Source organism: Tsukamurella pseudospumae (assembly GCF_001575205.1).
In the GTDB taxonomy this organism is placed as follows: domain Bacteria; phylum Actinomycetota; class Actinomycetes; order Mycobacteriales; family Mycobacteriaceae; genus Tsukamurella; species Tsukamurella pseudospumae.
Genome location: NZ_LSRE01000011.1, coordinates 58,599 through 85,445, shown reverse-complemented (window position 1 = coordinate 85,445; position 26,847 = coordinate 58,599). Strand labels below are relative to the sequence as shown.

General features: G+C 70.9%; 22 protein-coding genes and 1 pseudogene. 13 read left to right on the top strand and 10 right to left on the bottom strand.

Translation table 11 applies throughout. The features are described from left to right. Positions 1–25 precede the first annotated feature (25 nt). Positions 26–523, top strand: a pseudogene (locus AXK61_RS25670) (cupin domain-containing protein); the annotation flags it as partial. After that, positions 503–901 (top strand): rhodanese-like domain-containing protein, encoded by a 399-nt coding sequence (locus tag AXK61_RS25965; RefSeq protein WP_331710553.1) that lies wholly within the window; start codon positions 503–505, stop codon positions 899–901. The pseudogene AXK61_RS25670 and the gene AXK61_RS25965, both read left to right, overlap by 21 nt. Positions 902–908: 7 nt before the next feature. On the opposite strand, the gene AXK61_RS08760 is transcribed toward AXK61_RS25965, so the two are convergent. Next, positions 909–2,075, bottom strand: coding sequence for a GAF domain-containing sensor histidine kinase (locus AXK61_RS08760; protein WP_068744844.1), 1,167 nt, complete (start codon positions 2,073–2,075; stop codon positions 909–911). Between the two features lie 62 nt (positions 2,076–2,137). Here AXK61_RS08760 and AXK61_RS08755 point away from each other — a divergent pair, with 62 nt between their 5' ends. After that, on the top strand, positions 2,138–2,407 hold the full coding sequence (locus AXK61_RS08755) for a hypothetical protein (RefSeq protein WP_068744842.1): 270 nt from the start codon (positions 2,138–2,140) through the stop codon (positions 2,405–2,407). Between the two features lie 5 nt (positions 2,408–2,412). Here the strand turns inward: AXK61_RS08755 and AXK61_RS08750 are convergent, their stop codons facing one another. Then, positions 2,413–3,063, bottom strand: coding sequence for a response regulator transcription factor (locus AXK61_RS08750; protein ID WP_068744839.1), 651 nt, complete (start codon positions 3,061–3,063; stop codon positions 2,413–2,415). Positions 3,064–3,258: 195 nt separating this feature from the next. Between AXK61_RS08750 and AXK61_RS08745 the strand changes: the two genes are divergently transcribed. From AXK61_RS08745 to AXK61_RS08730, 4 genes are all read left to right on the top strand, one after another. Continuing rightward, entirely contained in the window at positions 3,259–4,203 is a 945-nt protein-coding gene (locus AXK61_RS08745; RefSeq protein WP_068570311.1) for an acyl-ACP desaturase, read from the top strand. 23 nt (positions 4,204–4,226) lie between these two features. After that, the gene (locus AXK61_RS08740) at positions 4,227–4,907 is read left to right on the top strand and encodes a TIGR00266 family protein (protein ID WP_068570246.1); all 681 of its coding nucleotides are present in this window, start codon (positions 4,227–4,229) and stop codon (positions 4,905–4,907) included. Positions 4,908–5,014: 107 nt separating this feature from the next. Continuing rightward, the gene (locus AXK61_RS08735; protein ID WP_082777859.1) at positions 5,015–6,802 is read left to right on the top strand and encodes a BCCT family transporter; all 1,788 of its coding nucleotides are present in this window, start codon (positions 5,015–5,017) and stop codon (positions 6,800–6,802) included. Between the two features lie 9 nt (positions 6,803–6,811). Beyond that, entirely contained in the window at positions 6,812–8,302 is a 1,491-nt protein-coding gene (locus tag AXK61_RS08730; RefSeq protein WP_068570247.1) for a carboxylesterase/lipase family protein, read from the top strand. A gap of 18 nt (positions 8,303–8,320) precedes the next feature. Here the strand turns inward: AXK61_RS08730 and AXK61_RS08725 are convergent, their stop codons facing one another. The 4 genes from AXK61_RS08725 to AXK61_RS08710 all read right to left on the bottom strand — a co-directional run bounded on the left by AXK61_RS08725 (position 8,321) and on the right by AXK61_RS08710 (position 18,934). Then, positions 8,321–8,905, bottom strand: coding sequence for an N-acetyltransferase (locus AXK61_RS08725; RefSeq protein WP_231855488.1), 585 nt, complete (start codon positions 8,903–8,905; stop codon positions 8,321–8,323). Between the two features lie 28 nt (positions 8,906–8,933). Then, positions 8,934–12,158: an arabinosyltransferase domain-containing protein gene (locus tag AXK61_RS08720; protein ID WP_068744838.1), complete on the bottom strand. Its 3,225-nt coding sequence runs from the start codon at positions 12,156–12,158 to the stop codon at positions 8,934–8,936. Between the two features lie 9 nt (positions 12,159–12,167). After that, entirely contained in the window at positions 12,168–15,572 is a 3,405-nt protein-coding gene (locus AXK61_RS08715; RefSeq protein WP_082789277.1) for an arabinosyltransferase domain-containing protein, read from the bottom strand. A gap of 110 nt (positions 15,573–15,682) precedes the next feature. Further along, entirely contained in the window at positions 15,683–18,934 is a 3,252-nt protein-coding gene (locus tag AXK61_RS08710) for an arabinosyltransferase domain-containing protein (protein ID WP_068744836.1), read from the bottom strand. Between the two features lie 103 nt (positions 18,935–19,037). Here AXK61_RS08710 and AXK61_RS08705 point away from each other — a divergent pair, with 103 nt between their 5' ends. Both AXK61_RS08705 and AXK61_RS08700 read left to right on the top strand, forming a co-directional pair. Further along, positions 19,038–19,463, top strand: a complete 426-nt coding sequence (locus tag AXK61_RS08705) for an ImmA/IrrE family metallo-endopeptidase (protein ID WP_156485615.1) — start codon at positions 19,038–19,040, stop codon at positions 19,461–19,463. After that, positions 19,460–20,512 carry a hypothetical protein gene (locus tag AXK61_RS08700; RefSeq protein ID WP_068744831.1) on the top strand — a complete coding sequence of 351 codons (1,053 nt, stop codon included), beginning with the start codon at positions 19,460–19,462 and terminating at the stop codon, positions 20,510–20,512. The genes AXK61_RS08705 and AXK61_RS08700 overlap by 4 nt, the downstream gene beginning before the upstream one ends. Positions 20,513–20,533: 21 nt before the next feature. Here the strand turns inward: AXK61_RS08700 and AXK61_RS08695 are convergent, their stop codons facing one another. Continuing rightward, positions 20,534–20,938, bottom strand: a complete 405-nt coding sequence (locus AXK61_RS08695) for a hypothetical protein (protein WP_068744829.1) — start codon at positions 20,936–20,938, stop codon at positions 20,534–20,536. 120 nt (positions 20,939–21,058) lie between these two features. On the opposite strand from AXK61_RS08695, the gene aroQ reads away from it, so the two are divergent. After that, positions 21,059–21,502 carry a type II 3-dehydroquinate dehydratase gene (gene aroQ, locus AXK61_RS08690; RefSeq protein WP_068744827.1) on the top strand — a complete coding sequence of 148 codons (444 nt, stop codon included), beginning with the start codon at positions 21,059–21,061 and terminating at the stop codon, positions 21,500–21,502. Between the two features lie 45 nt (positions 21,503–21,547). On the opposite strand, the gene AXK61_RS08685 is transcribed toward aroQ, so the two are convergent. After that, positions 21,548–22,129 carry a TetR/AcrR family transcriptional regulator C-terminal domain-containing protein gene (locus tag AXK61_RS08685; protein ID WP_068744825.1) on the bottom strand — a complete coding sequence of 194 codons (582 nt, stop codon included), beginning with the start codon at positions 22,127–22,129 and terminating at the stop codon, positions 21,548–21,550. 40 nt (positions 22,130–22,169) lie between these two features. On the opposite strand from AXK61_RS08685, the gene AXK61_RS08680 reads away from it, so the two are divergent. Genes AXK61_RS08680 through AXK61_RS08670 form a run of 3 tightly spaced genes read left to right on the top strand, consistent with a single transcriptional unit; the run spans position 22,170 to position 24,020 of the window. Next, the gene (locus AXK61_RS08680; protein ID WP_068744823.1) at positions 22,170–22,745 is read left to right on the top strand and encodes a biotin transporter BioY; all 576 of its coding nucleotides are present in this window, start codon (positions 22,170–22,172) and stop codon (positions 22,743–22,745) included. Beyond that, entirely contained in the window at positions 22,742–23,437 is a 696-nt protein-coding gene (locus AXK61_RS08675; protein ID WP_068744821.1) for an energy-coupling factor ABC transporter ATP-binding protein, read from the top strand. Before AXK61_RS08680 ends, AXK61_RS08675 begins: the two co-directional genes overlap by 4 nt. Positions 23,438–23,444: 7 nt before the next feature. Further along, positions 23,445–24,020, top strand: coding sequence for an energy-coupling factor transporter transmembrane component T family protein (locus AXK61_RS08670; RefSeq protein ID WP_068744817.1), 576 nt, complete (start codon positions 23,445–23,447; stop codon positions 24,018–24,020). Positions 24,021–24,044: 24 nt separating this feature from the next. On the opposite strand, the gene AXK61_RS08665 is transcribed toward AXK61_RS08670, so the two are convergent. Together AXK61_RS08665 and AXK61_RS08660 are read right to left on the bottom strand one after the other, a co-directional pair. Next, positions 24,045–25,709 carry a TIGR03767 family metallophosphoesterase gene (locus AXK61_RS08665; protein WP_068744816.1) on the bottom strand — a complete coding sequence of 555 codons (1,665 nt, stop codon included), beginning with the start codon at positions 25,707–25,709 and terminating at the stop codon, positions 24,045–24,047. Between the two features lie 86 nt (positions 25,710–25,795). Beyond that, complete coding sequence (locus AXK61_RS08660; RefSeq protein WP_068744814.1) at positions 25,796–26,818, bottom strand: ABC transporter substrate-binding protein; 1,023 nt, start codon at positions 26,816–26,818, stop codon at positions 25,796–25,798. Positions 26,819–26,847 lie beyond the last annotated feature (29 nt).

Sequence of the window (26,847 nt, the reverse complement as noted above, 5' to 3'; positions counted from 1 at the left end):
GGACGTGGCGTCCGACACTGAGCGCATGACCGAGAACCCACCGGACCTGTTGGCGCTCACCGCGGCCGAGGCCGCGAAGGTGCGCGCGGGCGACTACGACCGGGTGATCCCGGCGCAGTGGCCCGTCGACGAGCGGTGGGCCACGCGCCTGCGGGGCGACGACGAGGTGGATGTCTGGCTGATCAGCTGGGTGCCCGAACGCTCCACGGAGCTGCACGACCACGCCGGGTCGCTCGGCGCGCTCACCGTCGTCGACGGTGCGCTCTCCGAGTGGAGCTGGGATGGTGAGGCTCTGCGGGAGAGGCGGATCGGGCCGGGCGAACATGCCTCGTTCGACCGCGGCTGGGTGCACGACGTGACCCGGCATCCCGAGGCGCACGACGCCGCATCGGGCGAGGCGGCCGCGCCGACCCTGTCGGTGCACGCCTACTCTCCGCCGCTCACCGCGATGTCGTATTACGAGGTCACACCCGGCGGTAGGCTCCGCAGGGTGCGCAGCGAACTGACCGACGAACCCGAGGGTCCTACCGGCGGGCGTGGTATCGATGTCCTCCTGGCGAGCGCGAGGGACCGCATCGACCGCGTCGAGGCGGCGGACCTGCGCGCGGAACTGGACGCGGGCGCGATCCTGGTCGACACCCGCCCCGCAGCGCAGCGCGCCGCCGAGGGCGCGGTCGAAGGGGCGTTGGTGATCGAGCGGAACGTGCTCGAGTGGCGCCTCGACCCGACGTCCGACGCCCGCATCCCCGAGGCGACCGGCTGGGACGTGCGGTGGCTCGTGATGTGCCAGGAGGGCTACTCCAGTTCGCTGGCCGCCGCCGCCCTGCGCGACATCGGACTGTACCGCGCCGCCGACGTCACGGGCGGGTACGCCGCCCTGGCCGCGGCGTCGGTCGTCTGAGCGTGCGCTAGGGCGCGCGGGGTACCGACCACCGCACGACGGCTCCGGGCCGCTCGGCGTTCGCATCCGCAGGCAGTAGTTCGACGGTGCCGCCGCGCAGTTCGGCTCTCGTCGCGAGGTTCCGCAGGCCGCTGCGCCGGCCACCGTCGGGAATGCCGGAGCCGTCGTCGGCCACCTCGACCGTGACCGCGTCGCCGCCGGCGATGACCGTGACCGAGACTCGCGTGCCGCCGGAGTGGCGCATCGCGTTGGAGACGCTCTCCATCACCACGGCCTCGATGTCACGGGCCAGGGCGTCGTCGGACACCGCGCTCTCCACCGGTCCGGAGAAGCCGACATCGACGGACAGGTCGCCGCCGTGGGCGACGGCCCGCACCGCCCGGACCAGCCGGGTGCGCAATCCGCTCTGACCGGTGGACAACTCGAAGATCGTCGAGCGGATGTCGGCGATCGTGCGGTCCAGTTCACCGATCACGGAATCGAGCCGCTCGCGGACTGGCTCGTTCTCCGCGGTGGAGCGGGCGACCTGCAAGCCCAGCCCGGCGGCGAAGATCCGCTGGATCACGTGATCGTGCAGGTCCCGCCCGATGCGTTCGCGCTCTTCGATGACCTGCAGCTCGCCGAGGCGCTCCTGCTGCCGCATGGCCGCCGAGTGCATCTGCGCGTTGTCGATCGCCACCGCGGTCGCCGCGGCGAAGATCTCGATGGCCTTCGCGTCGCTGGCCGTGAAGGCCAGCCCGTCCGCCTTCTCCGACAGGTAGATGCAGCCGAACAGCTCCCCGCCCACGATGATCGGCGCGCCCAGGAAGCTGTGCATCGGAGGGTGATTCGGCGGGAATCCCACAGAAGAGGGATGCTCGGACAGTTCGGCGATCCGCACCGGTTGCTGCACCTCGAGCAGATGCCCGAGCAGTCCGCGACCGCACGGTGGGTCGCCGATCCGCGCTGCTGTCTTCGCATCGATGCCCACGTAGATGAACTCCTCGAGCGAGCCGTCGTCACTGCTCACGCCCACTGCGCCGTAGCGCGCGTCCACGAGCGCCATCGCCGAGGTGACGATGCGGCGGACCGTCGCGGGAAGATCCAGGCCCTGGGCGACGACCATGACCGCACTGAGGATGTCCTGCAGGTCGGTGTCCGGCCGCTGCGTGCCGGTCCGCTGCTCGTCGGTCACAGTTCCACGCCTCGAGGAAGGGGGAGTGTCGTCGGGACGGAAGTCCCTGGCGCGCAGCCACGATGATCGCGAAGCTGGGCACCGTGAACGCCATCGACACCGACCCGCTGGACAGCTCGGACGTGCGCGCGCTCGTCGTCGACCTCGCCGAGGCCGCGTACACCGGCCGGTTGACCCGCTGGAACGAGGTGCGTACGACTGCGACGGTCGACGAGCTCGACTGGGAGTACCTCGTGTGCCGGCTCCTGGGCCGATTGCTCGCGGAGCGGGCGGTGCAGCGTGGCACGCCCGCCGTCGACGCCTGGCAGCAGGCGCGCGCCGCCCTGGCCTGAAGCGCTCATCCGCGGGGCCTGCCGGAGTCGCGCCACTGTGCGGCCCGCAGCGCCGCCTGCACGCGATTCTCGACCCCGAGCTTCGCCAGGATTCCGGTCACGTGGTTACGGATGGTCTTCTCCGCCAGGAACATCCGCTCGCCGATCTGCCTGTTCGTCAAGCCCTCGGCGAGGAGCGTCAGTACCGCCTCCTCCTGCCCCGTCAGCCCGGCGGGGATCGCGGACGAGGCCTCGTCCGCCCGGCGGATCCGCTGCAGCACACGGGCGGTGCTCGCCGAGTCCAGGAGCGAGCCGCCGCTCGCCACCGTGCGGATGGCGGACACCAACTCCGTGCCGCGGATCTGCTTGAGCACGTAGCCCTGTGCGCCCGCGGTGATCGCGTCCAGCAGGGCGTCGTCGTCCGAGTAGGAGGTGAGCACGAGGCAGGGCAGGCCGGGAAGGTGGCCGCGCACCGTCCGGATGAGGTCGATGCCGGACCCGTCGGGCAGGCGCACGTCGACCACCGCGACATCGGGCCGTACGGCGGGGATGCGCGCGAGGGCCTCGCGGACCGTCGACGCCTCGCCGACCACGGTGTGGGTGCCGTCCGTGGCGAGGAGATCGGCCAGTCCGCGCCGGACGATCTCGTGGTCGTCGACGAGGAATACCGAGGGCATGCACCCAGCGTAGGCCCGTGTGGCGGCCCGGCCCCCGCTGCGGGACGGCCGGGGACGGATCTCGGGACATCTGTCCCGGTCCGTCCAGTACGCACGTCCTCACCTGCGCAGACGCACCGTCGGGGCGGGCGGCGGGACGTTCTCGGGGACGATCGCCACTGCTCCGTCGGCCTCCTCCCGAGCAGGGTGGAGGCCATGAACGACCTGACCGATCTGGAACTGCTGTACGAGCTGTCGGACACCGCCGAACGGGAGGTCGACCGGCACCTGCGGCAGGCGGTGGACTGGCACCCGCACGACTACGTGCCGTGGAGCCGCGGCCGGGACTTCGCGGCGCTCGGTGGCGAGGACTTCCGCGAGGACGACTCCGCGCTGTCACCCGTAGCGCGCGCGGCATTGGTGATGAACCTGCTCACCGAGGACAACCTGCCCAGCTACCACCGCGAGATCGCCGCGAATTTCACGCTCGACGGGGCCTGGGGCTTCTGGGTGCACCGCTGGACGGCGGAGGAGGCGCGGCACTCGATCGTGTTGCGCGACTACCTGACCGTGACGCGCGGCGTGGACCCCGTCGAGCTCGAGGACCTCCGGATGACGCAGATGCAGCACGGATTCGCGCCGGGGATGAACTCGATGCTGCTGTCGGTGAGCTACGTGACCTTCCAGGAGCTCGCGACCCGGATCAGCCACCGCAACACCGCCGCCGCGTGCGCCGACCCCGTCGCCGACCGGATGCTGGCCCGCGTCGCGGCCGACGAGAACCTGCACATGCTCTTCTACCGGAACGTTCTCGGCGCAGCGATCGAGGTGTCGCCGGAACAGGCGCTGACCGCTATCCACGCCGTGCTCACCAACTTCCAGATGCCCGGCGCCGCGCTGCCGCACTTCCGGCGCGACGCGGTTCTCATGGCCAAGAACGGCATCTACGACTTGCGGCAGCATCGCGACGCGGTGGTGGTGCCGGTGCTGCGCCACTGGCGCCTGCTGGAGCGGACGGACCTCACCGGCGAGGCCGCGCGGATGCGGGATCTCATCGGCGCATTCGTGGACGAGCTGGAGGTCGGGGCCCGGAGGTTCGAGGCGGCGCGCGATCGCGCCCTCGAGCGGGACGCGCGGCGCCTCGAGCGGGCGGCCTGCTGACCGGATTCGGCTAGGTTGGAGGCATGCAGGTACAGCTCCGTCACAATCCCTCGTTCTCGATGGCCCGGTGCCAGCTGGCGCCCAACGAGCCCATGACCGTGGAGTCCGGCGCGATGGTCGCGCACTCGGCGGGCATGAACCTCCAATCGCAGGCGCAGGGCGGCATCATGCAGGGCCTCAAGCGCAGCCTCCTGTCCGGCGAGTCCTTCTTCGTCTCCACCTTCACCGCGCCGCCGTCGGGCGGATGGGTGGACATCGCGGGCACGCTCCCCGGCGACATCGCCGTGCTGCAGATCCAGCCCGATCGGCCCTACTACGTGACGCGCGGCGGCTGGCTCGCCAGCTCCTACGGCGTGCAGACCACCACCCAGTTCGGCGGCGCCAAGACCTTTTTCGGCGGCGAGGGCGCGTTCGGCCTGCAGGCCGCCGGCCAGGGCGAGGTGCTCGTCGCCTGCTACGGCGCGATCGACGTGATCGACCTGCAGCCCGGCGAGCAGGTGGTGATCGACACCGGTCACGTGGTGGCCTACGACCTGAACATGCAGTTCACCATGCGGCGCGCCGTGCAGGGCAAGTGGATCCAGTCCATGAAGTCCGGCGAGGGCATGGTCTTCGAGTTCACCGGGCCCGGCCGGGTGCTACTGCAGACGCGCAACCCGCGCGGTCTGGAGGGCTGGGTGCGGTCGGTCGTGCCGTCGGCGTGATGCGAGTGCGAACCCGCAGGTCGCGCAGTCTAGTTCGCCGCTTTGCGCGCCGGGGAGGTTCGCCGGAGATTTGACCAGTGCCATGACCACTGTGATCTAGTGGGATCATGGCTACTGCAACTAATAAGACAGGAGACCATCGCCGGACGACCGACTGGGTCGTGTTCGGCGTGACGGCCGCTGCTGTTCTGGCGTTCGTCCTCTGGGGTTTCCTGGATTCGGATGGGTTGAAGAAGACGACCTCCGATGTCCTCAATTGGATCATCACGGACCTGGGCTGGCTGTTCCTCATCGCCGCCAGCTTCTTCGTCCTCTTCGCCGCCTTCCTCGCCATCTCCCGATTCGGCCGCATTCCGCTGGGCCGGGACGGCGAGAAGCCCGAGTACAAGACCGTTTCGTGGATCGCGATGATGTTCAGCGCCGGCATGGGCATCGGCCTGATGTTCTTCGGCGCTGCGGAACCGATCGCCCACTTCGTCGGTGCACCGCCCGGCATGAACAGCCACGACGTGGCCGTCGCGATGGCGACCACGATGTTCCACTGGGGTTTCCACCCGTGGGCCATCTACGCCGTGGTCGGCCTGGCCATCGCCTACAGCACCTACCGGTGCGGGCGCAGCCAGCTGATCAGCTCGGTGTTCGCGCCGATCTTCAACCGCACCGGCGGGCACGGCGTGGGCGGCCGGGTGATCGACATCCTCGCCATCTTCGCCACGCTGTTCGGCACCACCGCGTCCCTCGGCCTGGGCGCCGCGCAGGTGGGCGCCGGATTCGAACGGCTCGGCTGGGCGGAGAACGGTTCCAGCAAACTGCTGCTGGTCGGCATCATCGCCGTCCTCACGCTCGCGTTCGTGGCCTCCGCGGTCTCGGGCATCGCCAAGGGTATTCAGTGGCTGTCGAACACCAACATGGTGCTCGCCCTGATCCTCGCGGTGTTCGTCTTCGTCGTGGGCCCCACCGTGTTCATCCTGAACCTGCTGCCCACCTCGATCGGCGCGTACTTCGCCGACTTCATGGACATGTCCGCGCGCTCCGCGGCCAACGAGCCCGACGCGGGCAAGTGGCTCGCCACCTGGAGCATCTTCTACTGGGCGTGGTGGGTCAGCTGGACCCCCTTCGTCGGCTTGTTCCTCGCCAAGATCTCCAAGGGGCGCACCATCCGCGAGTTCGTCATCGGCGTGATGTGCGTGCCGACCCTGGTCTCGTTGGTGTGGTTCGCCATCTTCGGCGGCACCGCGATCCACCAGGAACAGGCGGGTCTCGGGGTCAGCAAGGCGGAGAACGAGGAGGTACTGCTCTTCGACTCGCTCGGTCACCTCCCGTGGCCGACGATCACGGCCTTCCTCGTGGTCCTGCTGGTCGGGATCTTCTTCGTCTCCGGCGCGGACTCCGCGTCCATCGTCATGGGCACCCTGTCCCAGCGCGGCGCGGAGGAGCCGAATCGGCTGATCACCATCTTCTGGGGTGTGCTCACCGGAACCGTTGCCGCCCTGTTGCTCTGGGTCAGCGGCGACGACGCCCTCACCGGCATCAAACAGATGGCGATCATCGCGGCGGCGCCCTTCCTGGTGGTGATGATCGGCATGTGCGTGGCGCTGATGATGGACCTCTGGCACGACCCGCTGATCGTCGCGGAGCGCACGCACCGCGAGGAGCTCGGCGAGCGCATGCGCTGGCACGCCAACACCCTCGCCGTCACCGACGACAGCACCGACGTACTTCCCTCGGACGACCTGCCCGTCTACTCCGACGGCGAGGTCCCCGAGGACCTGTACCACCCCCCGCACACCGGGGAACTGGTCACCGTCGAGGCCTACGACGCAGATCATTCCGGTCCGATCGACATCGATCCGAAGGCGATCGAAACCGATCCGAAGGAGGAGCTCGCCCGGTAGACAGGAGGCATGACCGACTTCGTCACCGCAGAGACCCGTTCCGGCCGCGTGCGCGGCACCGTCGAGCGGGGTGTGGCCCGGTTCCTGGGCCTGCCCTACGCCGCCCCGCTCGACGGTGCCGGCTGGTTCCTGCCCGCCACGCCCCCGGAACCGTGGGACGGGGAGCGCGACGCCACGGTTTTCGGACCGACGGTGCCCAAGGCCGCGTACGACCCCCCGATCAACGAGGTCCTCGCGGACGAGCCGGACTTTCCGGGGGCGGAGTGCCTGAACCTCAACGTCTGGACCCCGGACACGGCGGGGAGCGCGCCGGTCCTGGTGTGGATCCACGGCGGCGCCTTCCGTGCGGGCACCGCGCGGATCCCCACCTACGACGGTGCCGCCTTCGCCCGGGACGGCCTGGTGTTCGTCTCGATCAACTACCGCCTCGGCGCCCTCGGCTTCCTCGACCTCGGTGACGATCACACCAATGTCGGCCTGCGGGACCAGATCCAGGCGCTGCACTGGGTGCAGGACAACATCGCGGCGTTCGGCGGCGATCCGGCGCGGGTGACGATCATGGGTGAGTCCGCGGGTGCGATGAGCGTGGCATCGTTGCTGAGTTCGCCTCTGGCGCAGGGACTGTTCACCCAGACGATCCTGGAGAGCGGTGCCGGGCACCACGGTCTGCGCCGCAGCACCGCGCAGACGGTCGCCCGCGCGCTCGCCGCGAAGCTCGGCGTCGATCCCACCCGGGAGGCGCTCGGCGCCGTACCGATCCTCGAGGTGGTGGCCGCCTCCAAGGCGCTCTCCGCGGAGATCGCCGCCCAGCCCGATCCCGGCCGCTGGGGCGAGGTCGTCGCCGACACCATGGCCTGGGAGCCCACCGTCGGAGACGATGTGCTGCCGGTGCTGCCGATCGAATCCCTCCGCGACGGCACCGGTTCCGATGTCCGGATGCTGATCGGACGGAACCTCGAGGAGGGGCGCCTGTTCATCGTCCCCGGTGGCGTGATCGATCACATTCCCGAACCCGCGGCGCTCGGCGCTGCCGCGCTCTACGGCTTCCCCGATCCCCAGGCGGCCGTCGAGGCCTACCGGGCTCGCGGGGCGCGGACGTCCGGCGAGCTGTTCACGCTCCTGCTCGAGGACCGGACCTTCACCGTGCCGGCCAACCGCCTCGCAGAGGCGCGGGACGGCGCACCGTCGGACACCTTCGTCTACCGCTTCGACTACCGCTCCACCGCCCTCGGGGGGACGCTGGGGGCGACGCACGCCGTCGAACTGCCCTTCGTGTTCGACACGCTGCAGCGGACCACGGCCCAGGCGCTCACCGGGCCGAACCCGCCGCAGGCGCTCGCCGACGAGATGCACGGCACCTGGGTGCGCTTCGCGCGCGGCGAGGATCCCGGGTGGGCGCCGTATGCGGCCGGTCGCCAGGTGCGGGTGTTCGGCGGCGACGAGCCGCTCGAGACCGACCCGGATGCGGCGATCATGGCGGTGTGGGAGGGCGTGCGCTGACCCGCCCCGGTCCGAGCGCTACCGCGCGGGCCGGAACATCGGGATGAGCTCCGGGCCGCCGGGCAACCGGATCGGCGCGAGGGGCTCGAACCCGAAGCGCCGGTACAGCGGTACGTTGCGCGGGTTGCTCGACTCGAGATAGGCCGGGCCCGAGACCTTGTCGAGGCCGTGCCGTAGCAGTGCAGAGCCGATACCGCGGCCCGGGATCACCGCGCCCAGCGTGGCCAGGTACCAGTGCGGCTCCGTCGGTCTGCGCTCCTCGAGCGCCTGCACCAACCGTGCCCCGCGGCGCAGCCCGGTGGTGATCCCTGCGATCAGGACGGGCAGCGACGCGACCTGGCGCGCCACGGGCGGCTCGTAACCGGGCGGATCCCAGTACGCCGCGCCGACGGGGACGGCACCGTCGAACAGGAGATGGCCGGTGCCGGGCGCCCCGTGGGAGGCGATGTGGATCCCGGCGAAGACCGCCGCGTCGCGACCACGGCGCGGCTGGACCCACCGCAGCACCGGATCGTCGGTGAAAGCGCGGGCGAGCACCCCGAACGACGCCCGCAGCGTGCGCCGGGTGACGTCCTCGATGCGGTGTCCGGTGAGCGGTTCCATACCTCCGACGGTACGCCCGCCGGGCGGATCAGTACGGGGCCGAGCGCATCGGTCCGGGCGTGTACCAGCCGCTGCGCGTCGTCGAGCCGATCTCCAGCTGCGCGGGTTCCGCGGGCGTCCACGGCGTGAACTTCGTCAACGTGCCCCAGTCCATGGCCCACTTGCCCCGCAGATAGGTCGGAACGACCTGCTCGTGGTACACGGCATCGGTCACGCCGAGCGGACCGCCGGTCTTCCAGCCCTGCCACGTGTTCGAGGTGTTGATCGTGGCGAGGTAGTCCGGCGAGATCCGGTACTCGGGGCGCTCGAAGACGCCGTTGAGCGCGCGCACCTGGTGCTGGCACGGGAAGGCGAAGGCCACCATGAAGTCCAGCGAGACCACGGTGTTCCGGCCCAGCAGCTCCTGCGCCGTCTTCATCGTGGTCAGGCGCGGGGGCGTCAGCACGACGGGGTCCGGCGAGGGCACCCGGTCGTCGATCACGACACGCACCGTGTCGGTGCCCTTGGGCAGATCGGCGGTGGGGAACCGCAGGTTCCGCCAGTTGTTGTTGGTCCACGCGTCGATGGGCGTCATGCGGCCCAGCGGCTGCACCGCACCGTTCGCGGAGCGGTGCCCGGCCTCCAGGTACAGCGTGCGGCCGTCCCGCTTGACGCCGTTCAACCCGGTCGCAGCGATGGAACCCGCGACCGACAGGGTGACCAGCGGCGTGCGGTCGGTGACGGCGCCGAGCGTGTACCAATCGGTGGTGAGGTTCGCCAGACCCGTCGCGCCGCCGGAGCCGAGGACCGGCGTGGTCGCCGGGTTCAGGCCGAACGGGAGGGGCACGCCGTCGGTCTTGTAATCCGGATCGCGCTTGCCGCCCACCGTCTCCGGCACGTCCTGGTTGGTCGAGTCGGTGTTGTGGCCGGGATCGGACAGCACCGGCGAGACCCAGCTGGGAACGCCGGTGGGGGTGAAGCCCGTGGACTTCCCGGCGAGGGCCTGGGCGGCGGTGGGCACGGAACCGTCGGGCCGAGGGGCCGGCTTGAGCTGCCCGGCGTTCGGGTCGCCCTCGACGAGGACGTAGTCCGCCATCGAGCACGTGTCGCCCTGCAGCGCACGGGCGTTGGACGCCGTCCAGGAGAAGCTGCCGCGCTGGGTGTAGGCGCCCTTCGCCATGGTGGTGATGTCGAGCAGCACCATGAGCATGGTGAGGATCGCCAGCGTGGGGATGGCGCGGCCGCCGGGCTTCGTCGGCTCCGGTGCGTAGTCGCGGCGGTAGTGCAACCACAGCCCGTACAGCGCGGTCAGGACGGCCGCGGCGAAGAACACCCAGGAGAGCTGCAGCCCGAACAGCTGCGGCGGCATGGTGTTCCACGGGATGCCGTAGGTGCCCACCCAGTAGTAGCCGATGCGGGCCGCGAACGAGATCCCGACGATGAACAGCGCCGCGGCGGCGAAGAAGACGCGGTTGCGCTTGGAGCGCATCATCGGCGTCATCGTCAGCGTGGCCGCGACGGCCGCGATACCGGCCGCGTAGCCGGCGAACAGGCCCAGGTGGTGCGTCCACTTCGTGGGAGTGAAGGCGAGCAGCACGATCGTCGCGAAGAAGACCGCCATGAGCCGCCAGACCGGGCCCGACGCGATGCCTGCGGGACGCTTGCGGCGCAGCATGAACACGAGCACCGTGAGCAGGCAGAGGAAGGCCGTCAGCACGCCGATGCGGCGCACCAGCGAGCCGTCCTCGGTCTCGAGCATCAGGTAGTAGTAGCGGACGCCTTCCTCGTACCACTGCAGCGTGGGACCGGTGACGCCCTTGACCGTGATGGCCTCGCGCAGCGAGGCGAAGGTCGGGCTGAAGAAGGCGTAGAACAGATATGCCGTGCCGGACGCGAGGATGGGCGCGACGAGCGGCAGCAGGCCGTCCCGCTTGCGGCGCTTGACGATCCGCGTGACGATCTGCCGCGACGCCGCGAGCAGGGCCGCGACGGCGATCAGGCCGCCCGGGGCGGCGCCCAGGCTCAGCGCGGCGCAGGGCACGGCGATGGCCACCGGGAGCAGCCGGCCGGTGGCGATGGTGCGCTCCACCGACACCCAGGTCAGCAGCGAGAAGAAGACCACGGCGGGCTCGGGGCGCAGGCCGTTGTTGAGCGGCAGCCAGATCAGCAGGAAGCCGCCGGCGCCCGCCCACATGGCGGCAGGGTTGTTGCGCACCGCGCGGCCGAGCCGGGGGATCATCTCGCGGGAGATCACAAGCCAGGTCAACAGGCCGAAGACCAGGCCGGGGATCCGCATGGCGGGCGCCGCGGTGGTGACGTGCGAGATCAGCGTGAACAGGTAGTCGTTCCAGCCGAACGGATTCTCCGGCACGCCGAAGCTGCGGAAGTAGTTGATCATGTACCCGCTGTGACCGGCCTGCGTGGCCATCGTCAGCTGGTAACCGTCATCGGAGGTGTTCGGCCCGATCAGCCACCAGATGCCGAGCGCCGCGATCACGGTGAAATCCACCGGCCGGGGGCGCAGCCAACCCGGCGGCATGATCCGGACGTGGCCGCGACCGTCGCGCAGGTCGAGGAAGCCCAGCGCCACCATGGCGAGGATCGTCGACGCGATCCCGATGATGATCGCGGCCAGCTTGATCGGCGACGGAGAGCTGTTGTACCGGGTGTCGACCTGGGTCTTGACGTCCATACCGGCGACCGGGGTGGTCGCGGGCAGGTCCGAGTAGAAACCGGTGATCTGCGGGCGCAGGTTCGGGTCGGCGACGGTGTTGGAGAGCTGGTTCGAGGTCTGCGCTCCCGCGGGCATGCCGTTGAAGGACGCGGTGGTCGACTCGGGCGTCGAGACGAAGCCGATGACGCACCCGGCGCCGCCGCGGGCCACGTCGGCGCGGCTGGCGGTGGCCAGCGCCACGTCGCGGTCGGCCACGATGACGTTCTTCGCGTCGGCGCGGATCACCAGGCCCTGGCGGCTCGAGCGCGGACCGTCCTCGGGCAGGGTGCGCAGCAGCGTCCCGCCCTGCGGCGGCAGCTCGTTCACCAGGGTGCAGGGCAGCGACACGTCGAGCCGGACGGGCGTGTACGAGACCAGCGGCGCGTCCACATTGCTCACGCGGCCGTTCTGCGGCCAGTGGATCGCGGTGGTGGTCTCCTTCACCGGCAGGAAGGGCGTCAGGATCGCCAGGACGAAGCCCAGCACACCGGCCACCGCGGCGACGATGCGCCACTTCCCGTAGCGCCGCTCCGGCGGGACGGTCGAGTTCTCGCGTGTCATGAGACGTTCCTAGTTCTTCACGGTCTGGTTCGTCAGCGCCCGGATCGGGCCCTGGCGCCACCATCCGGACCGCGTCTGCGTGCCGACCGTGAGGGCGGCAGCGGGGGTGTCGTCGGCGATGGGCGTGTACTTCTGCAGGTCGCCCCAGTCCCGGGCGAGGTCCCCGGTCATGTACGTGGGCAGGGTTGTCGTACTCAGGAGGGTGTCGGGCACCGTCAGCAGGCCGCCGGCCTCGCGCGCCTGCCAGGTCGACGACGTCGACAGCGCGTCCTTGCGCGTCGGCAGGATGCGCCACTTCGGGAGCTCGTACACGCCGTTGCGGATCGCCATCGGGCGCTGGCACGGGAACTGCTGGCCCACGAGTAGGTCGAGCAGCACCGGGTCCGTGCTACCCACGACCTCCTGCAGCGTGCGCAGGCGCGGCACCCGCGGCGGCGTCACGGCCACCCAGTCCTGCGCGCCCAGGTTCGGATCGCGCACGTGGATGCGGACGACGTTCGCGGCGGCCGGAATGGCCTCCACCGGGAAGCGCAGGTTGCGCCAGGGCTTGTTCGGCCCGGGATCGATCGGATCCAGCGAGCCGCGGGCGCCGAGCGAGCCGTCGGGACGGCGCTCCGCCCACTCCAGGTTCACGGGCTGCCCGTACTCCTTCTTGCCCGTCGGGCCGACCGAGGCGATCGAGCCCGACGCCGCGAAGGTGACCAGCGGCCGGTCCTTCGAGCGCGCGGGCAACGAGTACCAGTCGGTGAACAGCTCGGCGGGCACCGTGTTCTGGCCGTACGAGCCGACCACCGGGGTGCGCGCGGGGTCCAGGCCGTAGGGCAGGGCCGCGGTGCTGCCGTTGATCGTCTTCGGGCCGGTGCCGCCGCCGGTGCCGGCCGTCGCCGCCGTCGAGGTGAAGGGCTGCGTGATCGGCGAGGCCATGTTGATCTGGCCCGGCGCCGAGCTGATCGGGAGTGGCTTGAGCTCGGTCGCGACACCGTCGGGCGTGAAACCGTGCGAGCCCGCCCCGACCAGCGCCTGCTCGGCCGGACGGCCGTCGGCCGAGGTCAGCATGTCGGCGTTGGGGTCGGTCTCGACGAGGACCTTGTCGGCCATCCCGCAGCTGTTGCCCCGCAGCGCGTCCAGGTTGCCCTTCGCCACGGTGTAGGTCGACGGGTTCGAGACCATCGCCTTGGCGAAGATCGCGCCCTCGCCGAGCACCAGCAGGCCCAGCACCACGACGAGCGGCAGCGAGGCCAGCTGCAGTCGCCGGCGGCTGCGCACCGCCTGGTCGTGGTCGGCGCGGGTGTGGGTGGCGAGATCGGCGTCCTCGAGCGCGGCATCGTCGACGGTGCCGTCCTCGACCAGGCCGCCCTCGCCGCGCCGGCGGAAGTCCATCCGGAAGTGCTGCCAGGCCGCGAGGGCGCCGGTCAGGCCCGCGAGGACCAGGAGCGCCCCGCTGAAGCTGATGCCGGCCAGCACCGGCTGGCGGTCGAACCAGGGCACGCCCCACAGGTACGGCCACGCCCACAGGTTGTACCCGGCGAAGGCCGCCGCCAGCGCGAAGATCATGCCGCACAGGAAGAAGGTGAAGTTCCGGACGGAGGTGCGCGCGGCCTCGACCACGGCCACCGTCGTCACTGCGGCGAGCGCGGCGGCGAGCCCGGCGTACACCCCGAAGTGCACCGTCCACTTGGTCGGCGTGAGCGTGAGCAGGGCCGCGCCGATGAACACCGCGCCCACCAGGCGCCACACGGGACCCGGAGCGATGCGCGGGATGCGGTGGCCGCGCAGCATCATGAACAGCGCCACGAACAGGCACATCACGAACAGGTAGACCGGGACGCGGCGGACCAGCGAGCCGTCGTTCGTGTTCACGGTGAGGAAGAAGAAGCGCAGGTACTCCTGGGTCCACGGCGCCGCCGGACCCACCTCGAGCCGGATCCGGATGGCCTCGGCCACCGACGCGAGGGACTGGTCGCGGAAGGCGATCGGCACGATCACGGCGCCCGCCGCGAGGATCGGCAGCACCAGCGCGGCCAGGCCGGCCTCTCGCCGCCGCGCGATCAGCACCCGCAGGATCGCCGCCGACGAGGACAGCAGCAGTGCCGCGGCGATGACGCCCTGCGGCGCGAGGCCCAGCGTGAGGCCCGTGGCCAGCGCCGCGATCGCCGCCGGGAGCGCCCGGCGCGTCGCGACGGTCCGCTCCACGGCCGCCCACGTGACGATGGTGCCGAGCACGATGATCGGCTCCGACCGCAGGCCCGAGTTCAGCGGGAACCAGAAGGCCAGCAGCATCGCGCCGGCCGCCCAGGTCGCGAGCGGGTAGCGCCGGATCGCCGGCCCGAGCCGGGGGAGCAGCACGCGGCTGAGCAGCAGCCAGGTGACGACGCCCGCCGCGAGCATCGGCAGCCGCATCCACAGCGCGTTGGACGAGACCGAGGCCCAGTGCGAGAGGAAGGAGTAGTACCAGTCGAAGGGCGCCTCGGGCGCGCCGAAGAATCGGTAGTAGTTCGCGGTGTAGCCGGCCTCGGGGGCCACCTTGCCCATCGACAGGATGTAGCCGTCGTCCGAGCTTCCGGCGCCCAGGAAGGTCCACAGCACGAGGCCGCCGATCACGGCGACGTCGACCAGGCGGGGCAGGACGAGCTGCCGCAGCGTGCGGTGCGGGGTCCGGCGGTGGTGGCCGAAGCCCCGGTCCAGCAGCCACAGCGCGACCAGGGCGGCGAGCACGCACAGCAGGCCGATCGTCATCGCGACGGCCTTGAGCGGCGCGGGATGCAGCTCGAACCGGGTGTCGATCTCGGCGTGCAGGCGCAGGCCGGGGCCGGCTGCGGCGACGTCCGCGGGGCTCAGCGAGGTGAACACACCGCCCATCACGGGGCGGTTCTCCGTCGGGACGGTGCTGGCGATGTCGGTGCCCTCGAACCGCGCCCCCACCTCGGTGGGGCTCGACCAGATCCGGAGCTGCGAGCAGGTGCGCGTCCGGTCGATCGGGGCGGCGGCGATGACGGTGTTGCGGGAGGCCACCGTCACCGACTGGCCGGGACCGGGAGCCCCGACGGTGACCGTCAGCCCCAGGTCACGAGCCGGGCCGGTGCCGATGGGCAGCGTCGAGAGCACGGTGCCGCCGGACTGCGCGGCGCGCGCGATCACTGAGCACGGCACCGTCGCCGTGAGGTCCGCGGGGGACTGCGCGACGAGGGAGGCCGTGACGTTCGCGCTCTGCGCGGCGGGTTGCAGTTGCGGCCAGTCCAGCGAGGCGGTGGTCTGCTGGACGGGCAGGAGCGGGGTCAGCAGGCAGAGCAGCAGGCCGACGGCGCCGGCGACGAGCGCGGCGATGCGGGCGATGCCGACGCTGCGAGGCGCATCGACGACGGCTCGCCGCTGCGGCGCGGACTCCGACTCGGAGCGGGACGTAGGCACGGGCACGGGTGCTCATGGTATTCGAGTCGGCTGTGAGAACCGATTCGCCCGCCGGTGTTCGTCCGATCGCTTACCGGATTCTCAGTCGGTGCGATGCCGCAGGTCAGGAAACGCGGTCACGAATCCGTCTTGTCCTTGCGGATCGGCGCCTCGACGTGCGTCCCCCAGACGGTGCGGGTGCCCAGTGTGAGATCCGCCGCACGAGCCTGCGAGTACGGCACGAGCCGCATCACGTCGCCGAAGTCCTGTCCCAGATCCCCCCTGAGGTAGGCGGGGATCTTCTCCTGTTGGAGCAGCATCTGCGTCCAGCCGAGCGGGCCGCCGCCGAGCGTGCCCTCCCACTCGGTCGTCACCGGCGAGAGGTTCTGGTCCGGGGTGATCCGCCATTGCGGGATCTCTGCGACCCCGTTGCGATGCGTGAACGGGCGCTGGCACGGGAACGCCAGGCCCGACGTCCAATCCAGCAGCACCGGCTCGGTGGAGCCGATCAACTGCTGCGCGGTGACCAACTTGGACACCCGCGGCGGCGTCACCGCCAACCAGTGGTCGATGGCCAGGTCGTCGTCGACGGCGACCACCCGGATCGCCGTGACATCGGCCGGCAGATCGGTGCGCGGGAGCCGCAGGTTCCGCCAGGCGGGCTTGGGCCCGATGTCGATGAGGGCCTTCTTACCCGCGACCTTCGGATCCGCGCCGGGGGCGGTGCGGTCGGTCGTGTACTCGAGGTAGAGCTCGTCGTCGGTGAACCGGCCGGCCGCGGACAGGGTGATCAGCGACTGGTCCGCAGCGGCGGCCGGCAGCGGGTACCACTTCGAGACGATCTTCGCCGGCGACTGCGCCTCCTGCGAGTACGAGCCCAGGACGGGGGTCTGCGCCGGGTCGAGGCCGTAGGGCAGCCGCATGTGCGAGCCGTTGATCCCCGCGGTCGCCGTCCGACCCGAGGTGGTGTCCTGGGGCAGCCGCGCCATCGCGTCGAGCGAGGTGCTCGAGTCGTCGGTGTTCGAGCTGGTGGTGGCGTTGATGATGGTCGGAACCCCGTCGGGTGAGACACCGGTGGTGCCCGGCCCGGCCAGCCCGTCCCGCGTGTTCCCGTCCAGCGGGAGCAGCAGGCCCGACGTGGGGTCCGGCTCGGTGAGCACGAAGTCGGCGAGGTTGCACTCCTTGCCCGCGAGAGTCTGCAGGTTCGCCTTGCCGTTGGAGAAGGACGAGAACTGCGTGAGGGTCGTCGTCGCCACCATCGAGCCGATGCACAACACGACGACCGCACCAGCGGCCCACGTCAGCGGCGACTGCCGGCCGGCGGCGCCGATGACGCGTCGCAGCGGGCCGGGCACCGGAGCGGGCTGGGGCTCGTGGAAGTGGATCCAGCCCGCGGCCAGCACGGACGCGCCGCACGCCGCGAAGAAGATCCCGCCGAGCGCGAGCACCGTCGACTCGCCCCACGGGACGCCGTAGTTGCTGGCGTACCACCAGCCGTTCGGGCCGCTGAAGGACAGCCCCAGGACCAGGAAGACCGCGGCCGCGGTGAGCGCGCGGTTGCGGGGGCTCCGCATCGCGGCCGGCGCGACGGCGATCGCCGTCAGGGCCGCCAGGGCGCCCGCGAGCCCGGCGAACGCACCGAACTGGTGCGTCCACTTGGTCGGGGTGAACATCAGCAGCAGCAGACCGCCGAAGGTGACGGCGAGGAGGCGTCGGCCGGGGCCGAGGCTCGCGCCCGGAATGCGGCCCTTGCGCAGCAGCACCGCGCCCGCGAGCAGCAGGCAGAGGACGGTGACGAGGACCGCGAACCGTCGGGCGACGCCGCCGTCGGCCGTGAACGTGAACAGGGCCGAGTACCGGTCGATCTCGTTGTACCACTTCTTGGTGTCGACGACGGTGCCCACGTCGGACTGCATGAGGGTCTTGGCCACGAAGGCCGAGGCGGTGAGCTTGGAGAAGATGATCGGCACCAACAGGACGCCGCCGGCGAGCACGGGCGCGACGTACGCCGTGACGACCAGGCGGCGGTCGAGCCCGCTGCTGCGGGCCCGCGCGAGGATGCGCCGTCCCACGGGGCGGACCCCGGCGAGCAGCGCCGCGACCGTCATGATGCCCGTCGGACCGGCGGCCACCGTCCAGCCCGCGACGATCGCGGCGGCGGCGAAGGGCAGCACCCGGCCCGTGGCGATCGCCCGCTCGACCGAGCACCACGTCAGCAGTGCGCCCAGCGCGATGACGGGCTCCGGACGCAGGCCGTTGTTGAAGGCGAACCAGTACACCAGGAAGACGCCACCGGCGGCCCACAGTGCGAACCGCGACCGCGCCGCCCGGCCGAGGCGCGGGACGACCTCCCGGCTGATGATGAGCCAGGTCGCGATCCCGCAGATCAGCGCGGGCAGCCGGACCCAGGGGCTCGCGGTCGAGAAGTGCGCGAGCCACGCGAAGGCCTGGTAGTACCAGCCGAACGGGGTCTCGGGTGCGCCGTACCAGCGGTAGTAGTTCGCCGTGTAGCCCGCCTCGCTCGCCGTCCGCGCCATCGTCAGGATGTAGCCGTCGTCGGAGGTGTTCGCCCCGATCACGTGCCAGGTCACGAGCAGGGCGATGACGGTGCTGTCGATCCTGGTGGGCCGCCACCAGCCGTCCGGCAGGACCCGACGGTGCCGCCGGCCGTCCGCCGCGACGTCCAGCCGGTGCAGCGCGACCAGGCTCGCCAGGATCAGCACGACCGCGAGGACGATCACCACCCAGCGGGCAGGGGCGGGCACCGTCGAGTAGCGGGTGTCGATGTCCGCGTGAAACTGAATTCTCGTGGCGTCGGCGACCGTGCCGTGCAGGCTCGTGAACACGCCGACCATCTGCGGGCGGTAGTCGAAGCCGTTGTCCTTGCCGCCGCGGATCGACTGCCCGTCGGGTCCGGTGATACCCGTGACCTCGGCCTTCACCGTCTTCGAATCACCGGTGAAGACGATCGCGCCGCAGCTCGGTGCGGCGAGCGCCGCCACGTCGACCGTCAGCAGCGGCGTGTTGCGCACCACCACCTCGAGCATGCGCCGCTGGTCCGGCAGCGTGTTGACCGCGATCGAGAGGCCCCGTCGGAGAGTGTCCGGGGAATCGACGGGTCCGGTCGCGACCAGGGTCCCGGTACCGCCGGGCAGCTCGGCGACCGCCGCGCAGGGCACCGAGACGGAGACCCGATCGGGGACGTAGGAGACGAGCGGTGCGGCCACCGGGTCCAGGGAGCCGCTCTGCGGCCAGGTGAGGGCCGCGGTGGTCTGCTGCACCGGCATGAATGGCGTGAGCAGCGCGAACAGCACTCCGAGGGCGCCGGTGATCGCGGCGGTCCGGGCTGTGGTGCGGGCCGCGCGGGCCGAGGCGGACGGTTCGGGCACTCCGCGAGTCTAGACGCCCGCGACCTCGTGGATTTGCCAGTGACGGATCACTACTGACCGCTTGGTGTACAACGAACCGACGAACCGACGTATCGTTTCGTGCATGAGGGGATCCGACCGACCGACGAGGGCCGTGCGCTCCGTCGTGCGCGCGGTCACCCCGTCGTCCGGTTCGGGCCCCGTCACGATCGCCGAGGTGGTCGCCGCCTACGCCGATTACCTGGGCCGACGGATCGATGTGCAGCGGATGACGATGCCGGTCGGGGTCTTCGGAATGTGGCTGCGGTCGGCCGAGCGCGACCTGCTGGTCGTGTCCACGGGCGTCGCGACCTTCGAACAGACCCTGGCCCATGAGCTCGGGCACCTCGTGCTGGGGCACGACGAGGGGTGCTCCGCCGATCCGGACAGTGGCAGGGCCGCGAAGCGCGAGGAGGAGGCGGAGTCCTTCGCCACGCTGCTGGTGCGCCGCGTCAAGGCCGGTCACACGCTCACCCGCGTCGACTCCGTGGTCGACGAGCTGCTCGGATGATCGCCTCGCTCGTCACGCCGATCCTCTGGCTCGGCGCGCTGGAGAGGTTCAGCAGGTGGCAGACCAACCGGAATCCCCCCGCCGGCGGCGCCCTCCTCACCGCGATCGCGCTGGCCGTGATGGTCACCATCGACACGCCCGTCATCCGGGACTGGATGATCGGCGGTGGGCTCGACGAGCTGGAAGTGGTCACGATCCAGCGGATGCTGCTGCTCGTGGCCTGCTTCGGCGCGCTCGTGTTCGCGTTCGCGCTCGACGGCGTGCTCACCCGCGCCAGGATCACGGTGTGGGGGCTGGCGCTCGTCGTCGTGGGAGTGGTGATCGGCACCGGGAGCGTGCTGGGCCGTCTCGGGGACCCGACGGGGCTCGGCTTCGGCCGGACGTTCGGCCTCGCGGTCGAGACTGCCCTCGTCTACACGTGCCTGGGGGTGACCTCGCTGATCGTGGCGGTCGCGGCGTGGCGAGTGTCCAAGCGCACCCGCGTCCATCGCGTCCAGCTGCGCATCCTGGCGCTGGGCGGCGTGATCCTGGCGGTGGTGGCGGTCGCGAACGTGATCGCGGGCGGATTCCTGCTCCAGCGGGTGCAGGTGGGCGTGTGGGTGCTTCGGCTCAATCGGTTCATGCTCGACGCCGGCTTCGCGAGCTGGACGCTCGTGTTGATGGCGTCGTGGCTCGCGTCCATGCTCATCGCCGCCCGGGAGTGGCTGCGGTTCCGTGCGGCCTACGAGCAGGTCACTGAGCTCTTCCCGGACCTCGAGGCAGTGGTACGGCCCGGTGGCGGATGGGTGGAGACGGCCGAGGCGCGGGCGGTCGTCGTGCTCGACGGCTGGGCGATGCTCGCGAGCCCGGGCGCCGGCATGCTCGCGGACGCGACCCCCGCCGAGCGGGCCGCGGCGGTGGCCCGTTGGCTGGACCGGACGGCGCCCTACGGTTCGGTGCACGCGGTCGATCTCGAGCCACCGTCGGGCTGGCGGACCGCACGCTGGACCGCTGCAGTGACGAAAAGGGCCCAGCACACCCCGTCGCCCCTGTTGGAGCGGGTGCGCTGAGCCCTCGACGTCGGGAGCGACCTAGCCGGCCGCGCCCTCCGTTCCGTCTTCAGCCTCGAGCTCGGCGAGGAGCCCGGCGAGCGCCGCACGACGATCCGCCGACAGCTTGGTGGAGCGACGTGCCATCTCGAGCATCCCCGACTCGCGGAGCTCCCGGGTCAGCTCGAGGTCGGCGAGGATCTCGCGCTCGTACAGCGGGTCGGAGAAGTACTCGGCGCGCACCCCGAAGGTCTGCGCGATCGACGCCACCATGTCGTACGCGGGGCGCGAGCTCCGGCCCGAGCGCAGCTGCGACAGGTACGGCACGGACAGCTTGCCGCCGCCCTCCTCGACCATCCTGCAGAACTCCGAGGAGGTGTAGGGCCCTCGGTCAGCGGGGTGTACGACCTCGAAAAGTCGGTTCAATTTGGCCGCGAACGTAGTCATCAGGCCCTCCCTTCCAGATTGCGAATACGTCGAACATTACATGATCCACGGGGTGGATGCGCACGCCGTGGGACAACGATCTCAATTCCGAAGTATTCAGGACGACTAGGCTGTCGACCCATGGGACCTCGCATTCTGGTGCTCAACGGACCGAACCTGAACATGCTGGGTGTGCGCCAGCCGGAGGTGTACGGACACAATTCGTACGCCGATATCGTGGACCTTTGCAGGCGCACTGCCGCCTCTCGTGGCGCCGAGGTCGATGTCCGGCAGACCAACGACGAGGCGGAGCTGATCGGCTGGATCCACGACGTCGCGCGGAACCGGGACTTCTCCGCGATCGTCATCAATCCCGCGGCGTGGACACACACCTCCGTCGCGGTCGCCGACGCGCTGGTGATCCCCGAGGTCCCCGTCCTCGAGGTGCACATCTCCAACGTGCACGCCCGCGAGTCCTTCCGGCACCACTCCTATGTCTCGCCGATCGCGGCCGGCGTGATCGCGGGGTTCGGACCGGCCGGCTACGGCTACGCCGTGGACCGCGCGGTCGACCTGTCCGCGTAGCGGGGCCCGGTCACCGGGCGGTTCCGGGGGCCGACGGTGCCCGGCTCAGGCCGGTGCGGCGACGCGGGCGCGCAGGCCGTCGACGATGAGGTCGACGCCTCCGGCGAAGGCGCGGTCGGTCGCGGTCCGGTCCAGCTCGCCGGCGGCGGCGCCTGCGAGAGTCATGGCCTCGCGGGTCTGCTCCTCGAAGGTGAAGCCGACGACGAAATGGGTCAGGGCCAGTGCGACGGCGTTCGCGTCCGCCGCGCCGGCGCCGGCGGACACCGCGATCTCGGCGATCTGCGACTGCAGGTTGCTGGTTCCCAGTTGCGAGGCCAGCGACGCGGACACGACCTCGGCACCGTCGCGGTGCTTGCGCAGGACGGACCGCAGGGCGTGCGCGTACCCGGTCAGCTGGCGGTCCCACCGCATCCGCGACTTGGAGGCGGCGGCCGCCAGCGACGGGTCGGCGAGGATGGTGTCGGCGATGCCGGCGAGGAGCGACTGCTTGTTGGGGATGTGCCAGTACAGCGCGCCCGGCGCGACGCCCAGATCGGCCGCCACTCGCCGCATCGTCAGATCCGGCAGTCCCGACCGGTCGAGGACGCCGATCGCGGAGGTCAGCACGTCCGAGCGGTTGATGGCCACGGACTTGACTCTAGCCGAGCACCCCGATACTTCTTGAACCGTGTTCAACGCCGCCACCTATCGCGCCACGCCGCGCGACCTCGCCCTGATCGCCGTGTTCACCGCCCTCACCGCGGTGCTCGCGCTCCCCACCGTGACGATCAGCGGCATCGCGCCCATCACCCTGCAGACGCTGGGGTTCATGCTCGCGGCCTCGCTGCTCGGCTTCCCCTGGGGCGGCGCGTCGGTGGCGCTGTACGTGCTGCTCATCGTGGTCGGCCTGCCCATCGGCGCCGGCGGCCGGGGCGGCCTCGCCGTGCTCACCGGCCCGACCGGCGGCTTCCTCATCGGCGGCATCGTCGGGGCCCTGGTGACGGGCTGGCTCGTCGACAAATGGGGCCGCACCAACCCGATCCTGATCGGCCTCGCGAACGTCATCGGGCTCATGGTGATCGTCTACGCCATCGGCCTGCCCTGGCTCGGCTGGCGCACCGGCTCGGGCCTGTTCGCCAAGCTCACGCTGGGGTTCCAGTTCGTGCCAGGCGACCTGATCAAGGTCGTCATCACCGCGCTGGTCGTGGTCACCGTGGTGCGGGCCTATCCGGCCATCGCGAAGCGGGCGCCCGGCCCCCGATGATCCGCCTCGACGATGTCCACCACGCCTTCGACGACCGTCCGGTGCTCAAGGGCATCACCGCGGTGCTGTCGGAGCGACGGATCGGCATCATCGGCGCCAACGGCTCCGGCAAGTCGACGCTGGCCCGCACCTTCAACGGACTCGTCGTCCCCGACGGCGGCACCGTCGAGACCCTGGGCCTGGACGTGCGCGCGAAGCGGTCCGAGGTGCGCCGGAAGGTGGGCTTCATGTTCGCCGACGCGTCCGCGCAGATCGTCATGCCGACACCCGCCGAGGACGTCGCTTTGTCCCTGCGCCCGCCGGGTCGCTCCCGGCGCGGTGGCCCCGACGGTGCCGAGGTCTCCCGTCGCGTCGCGGAGATCCTCGGAGAGTTCGGCCTGGCCGACCATCTCGATGCGCCGGCGCAGCTGCTCAGTTCGGGCCAGAAGCAGATGCTCGCCTTCGCCTCGGTGCTGGTCACCGAGCCGGAGATCCTGGTCTGCGATGAGCCCACGACGCTGCTCGACCTGCGCAACGTGCTCAAGGTCCGGGATCGGCTCGCCGCGCTGGAGCAGCAGGTGATCCTCCTGACGCATCACCTGGACATGCTCGAGGACTTCGACCGCGTGCTCGTCATGGACGACGGTGCCGTGGTCCACGACGCGGCCCCCGCCGACGCGATCGCCTTCTACCGCGAGCTGGCGGGGCGGTGACGCGCCCGTGATCGGTCGATATCTCCCGCGCGACTCGCCACTGCACCGCACCCCCGCGGCGGCGAAGCTGGTCGCGATGCTGGTGCTGGTGACCTTCCTCGCGATCCTCCCGCGGCCCCTGCCCCTCGCGGCGGCGGCGGTGATGGTCGCGGCGCTCTTCCCGGTCGCGCGGCTGCGGCCCGTGCACCTGTGGCGGGCCCTGCGCCCGGCGCTGTTGTTCGCCGTGGTGCTCACCGTCTTCTACCTGCTCAGCCAAGGGCTTTCCGACGGTGCCCGGGCCGCGATCGGCCCCGTCGGGCAGCTCGTGGTGGGCGTCCTGGCGGGCAATCTGCTCGTCTTCACCACCCGCGCGAGCGACCTCGCGGCGCTCGCCGGGCGGGTCCTCGGGTGGCGTGTCGAACTCCTCGTCGCGCTGACGATCCGCTCCATCCCGACCGTGATCGCCGTCGTCCGGCAGACCCGTGAGGCGGCCTGGGCGCGAGGGCAGCGCGCCTCCCTCGTCCGCGTCCTCCCGACGGTGCTGGTCCGCCTGATCCGCGACGCGGACCTGCTGGGCGAGGCCCTCGCCGCCCGCGGGATCTAGGCCCCGCCCGGTCGGAGCAGCGAGTCAGCGGAGCGGGTGCGTGAGCAGCAGCTCGCAGTTGCGGTCGGCCTCGGCGCCCAGCAGGGCGTCGTCGCGGTGGACGTCGTTGTAGGACAGCTCGCGATAGAGGCTGGCGAGGCCCTTCGCGCTGAGGTCCGACGGGTTCGCCGTGGCCGGGCTCGCGGCCTCGATGAGCGGGGTGAACAGGCTCAGCGTGCCGTCGCGGTTGTCGGCGACCTCGATGATCCGGGCCAGCTGCGGGAAGTCGACGTGGCTGGCGGTGTTGATCTCCCAGAAGCTCTGCTTCGGCGTGGGGCCGGTGTGCGCGATCATCTCGTCCTTGTGCGTGTGCCCGTTCACCCACGCGATCACGTTCGGGTGGTCGGTGAGCGTCTTCACGACCACGCCGCCGTCGTACTGCTTCTCGCCCGGCTCCTCGGGGTCGGGCAGCTTGGCGCCCATGGTCTTCGAGGTGTGGTGGCTGAACACGATCACGAGCTGGTCCGGGTGGGCCGTGAGTTGTGCGACCAGCCAGGCCAGCTGTCGCTCGCCGATCGACCCGTCGGCCAGTCCGAGGTTGTTGGTCGTGTCGAGAGAGATCCCCAGCACGCCCGGCGCGAGCTGGAACGTGTACCAGGTGGGACCGTCGGGGCTGGAGAAGCCGTGCCCGACGGGGCCGGGCCCGGTGACGGCGGGGTCGAAGTGGCGGCGCACGAACTCGCGGGGGCTGAACGGCGAACGCTTCGGATCGACGGTGGCCGGGATGACCGGTCCGGACAGCTTGAGCTGCGCGAGCATCGGGCCGAGCTGCGCCGGGTCGGAGGTGATCGCGCGGGCGATCGCGAGGGCCGCCGGGTCGGTGTGCGGGATGTCGAACTTGATCGGCGACAGGTAGAGCCAGTCGGCGATGCCGTTGGGCAGCGTGCCGAGCAGACCGTCGTCGTGGTTGCCGACGACGGCGTACCAGGGCATCGTCAGGCCCGGACTGGTGTGGGCGCCGATGGCTGCCCGGAGGAAACCGGGGATCTGCTGGAAGCCCTTGTCCTTGTACGTGTCCCAGTACGGAGATTCGGGTTGCCAGTAGAGGGCCGCGCCGTGCGCCTGGAGCCCCTCGAAGCGGTCGGGCGCGCCGGTGTTCGGCACGATCGTGCCGCCCGAGAGCACCGTCTGGAACCAGTTGAGCTCGGCGAGCTCACGGTTGTCGGTGTTGTCACCGGTGGTGATCACGCAGTCGAACGGGCGTCCCGTGAACGGGCCGGACCGGAGCGCGTTGATTCGCTCGACGAGCGACACCGCGCCCTGCGTGGTGAGCGTTTCCTGCGGGCGGAAGGCCGGCCCCTGGAACGGGTGGATGAACTCGAACCGGGCGGGACTCTGCGCGTCGACGATGTGCATGTCGGTCAGCTGCACGAAGGAGGCGAGCGGTGCGCGCGTGGTCTCGCGCGCACCGCCCGCGGTCGCGAGTTCCTGCCGGACGTACAGGGGCCAGCCGGTACCGTCGACCAGCGGACGGTACCCGCCGGACCGGGCCGCACCGGGCACGCTCACCCGCTCGAGGGTGGTGCCGGAGACGTTCGCGGAGACGGTGGTGCCCGGTAGCGCGTGCGCGATCCGGCCGGTGGCGGCCGCAGTGGCGGTGGCGAGCGCGGCGGCGGCGCCCGCGCGCAGGAATCCCCGGCGTGTGGTCATGGGTAGAGACCCTAACCACTAACCCCATGAGACACATGAACAACACGCGTAACAGTGGTAACCGCTGGGCGGCCTTTCGGTGCCGCCTACTTCGCCAGGTACTCGCCCAGCTGCTTGACGATGAGGTTCGCTCCGGTCGGGCCGAGGCCCAGGTACCAGACGTCGTCGTCCACGCGGAAGGCCTTGCCCTTCTGCACGCCGCTCAGCTGCGCCCAGCCGGGATTCGCCAGAGCCGCGGTCTCGCCGGTGTTCTCGGGCTTGCCGTAGCTGGAGTAGAAGATGTAGTCGCCGTCGGCCTGGGAGATGTTCTCCAGCGAGATCTCGGTGGCCAGCTCGTCGATGCCCTGCTTGCCGGCGCGCGGCAGGCCCGCGTCCTGCAGGATCACGCCGATCAGCGACTTGTTGCCGTACAGGCGCAGTCGGTTCGGCATGAACCGGACCAGGGAGATGGTCGGCTTGGCGCCGGTGAACTTCGCGCTGAGCGCCTTGGCGTTGTCGGCGTACGAGTTCAGCGCGTCCTTGGCCTTCTGCTCCTCGCCGACCGCCGCGCCGATGAGGCGGAAGTTCTCCTTCCACGGGAAGCCCGGGCGGATGGAGAAGACGGTGGGCGCGATCGCCGAGAGCTGCTCGTACTGCTTGTCGACGCGCAGCTGGCTGCCCAGGATCAGGTCGGGCTTGAGCTTGGCGATGGCCTCCAGGTTCAGCGTGGTGTTCTTGCCGACGGTCTCGACGCCCTGCACCTTGTCGGCCAGGTAGGTCGGGACGGGGCTCGCGCCGTCGGTGACCACCATGCCGACGGGCTTGAGGCCCAGCGAGATCACGGAGTCCAGCTCGCCGCTGTCGAGCACGACGATGCGCTCCGGCTTCTTCGGGATCTCGGTGACGCCGCGGGCGTGCTTGATCGTGCGGGGGAACACGCCGGGCGCGGCGTCGGTGCCGAGCTTGGCGGTCTCGGCGTCGGCCGTGCCGAACCGCTCGCCGCCGGTCGCGACCTCGGTGTTGCCCGAGTTCTTCGCGTCGTCGTTCGAGTTCGAGCAGGAGCTGATGCCGACGGTGGCGGCCGGCAGGACGACAGCGGGCGCGAGTCGTCGGGCGAGGGATCGTGTCATCACCTGCGGAATCCTAGCGGATGATTTAG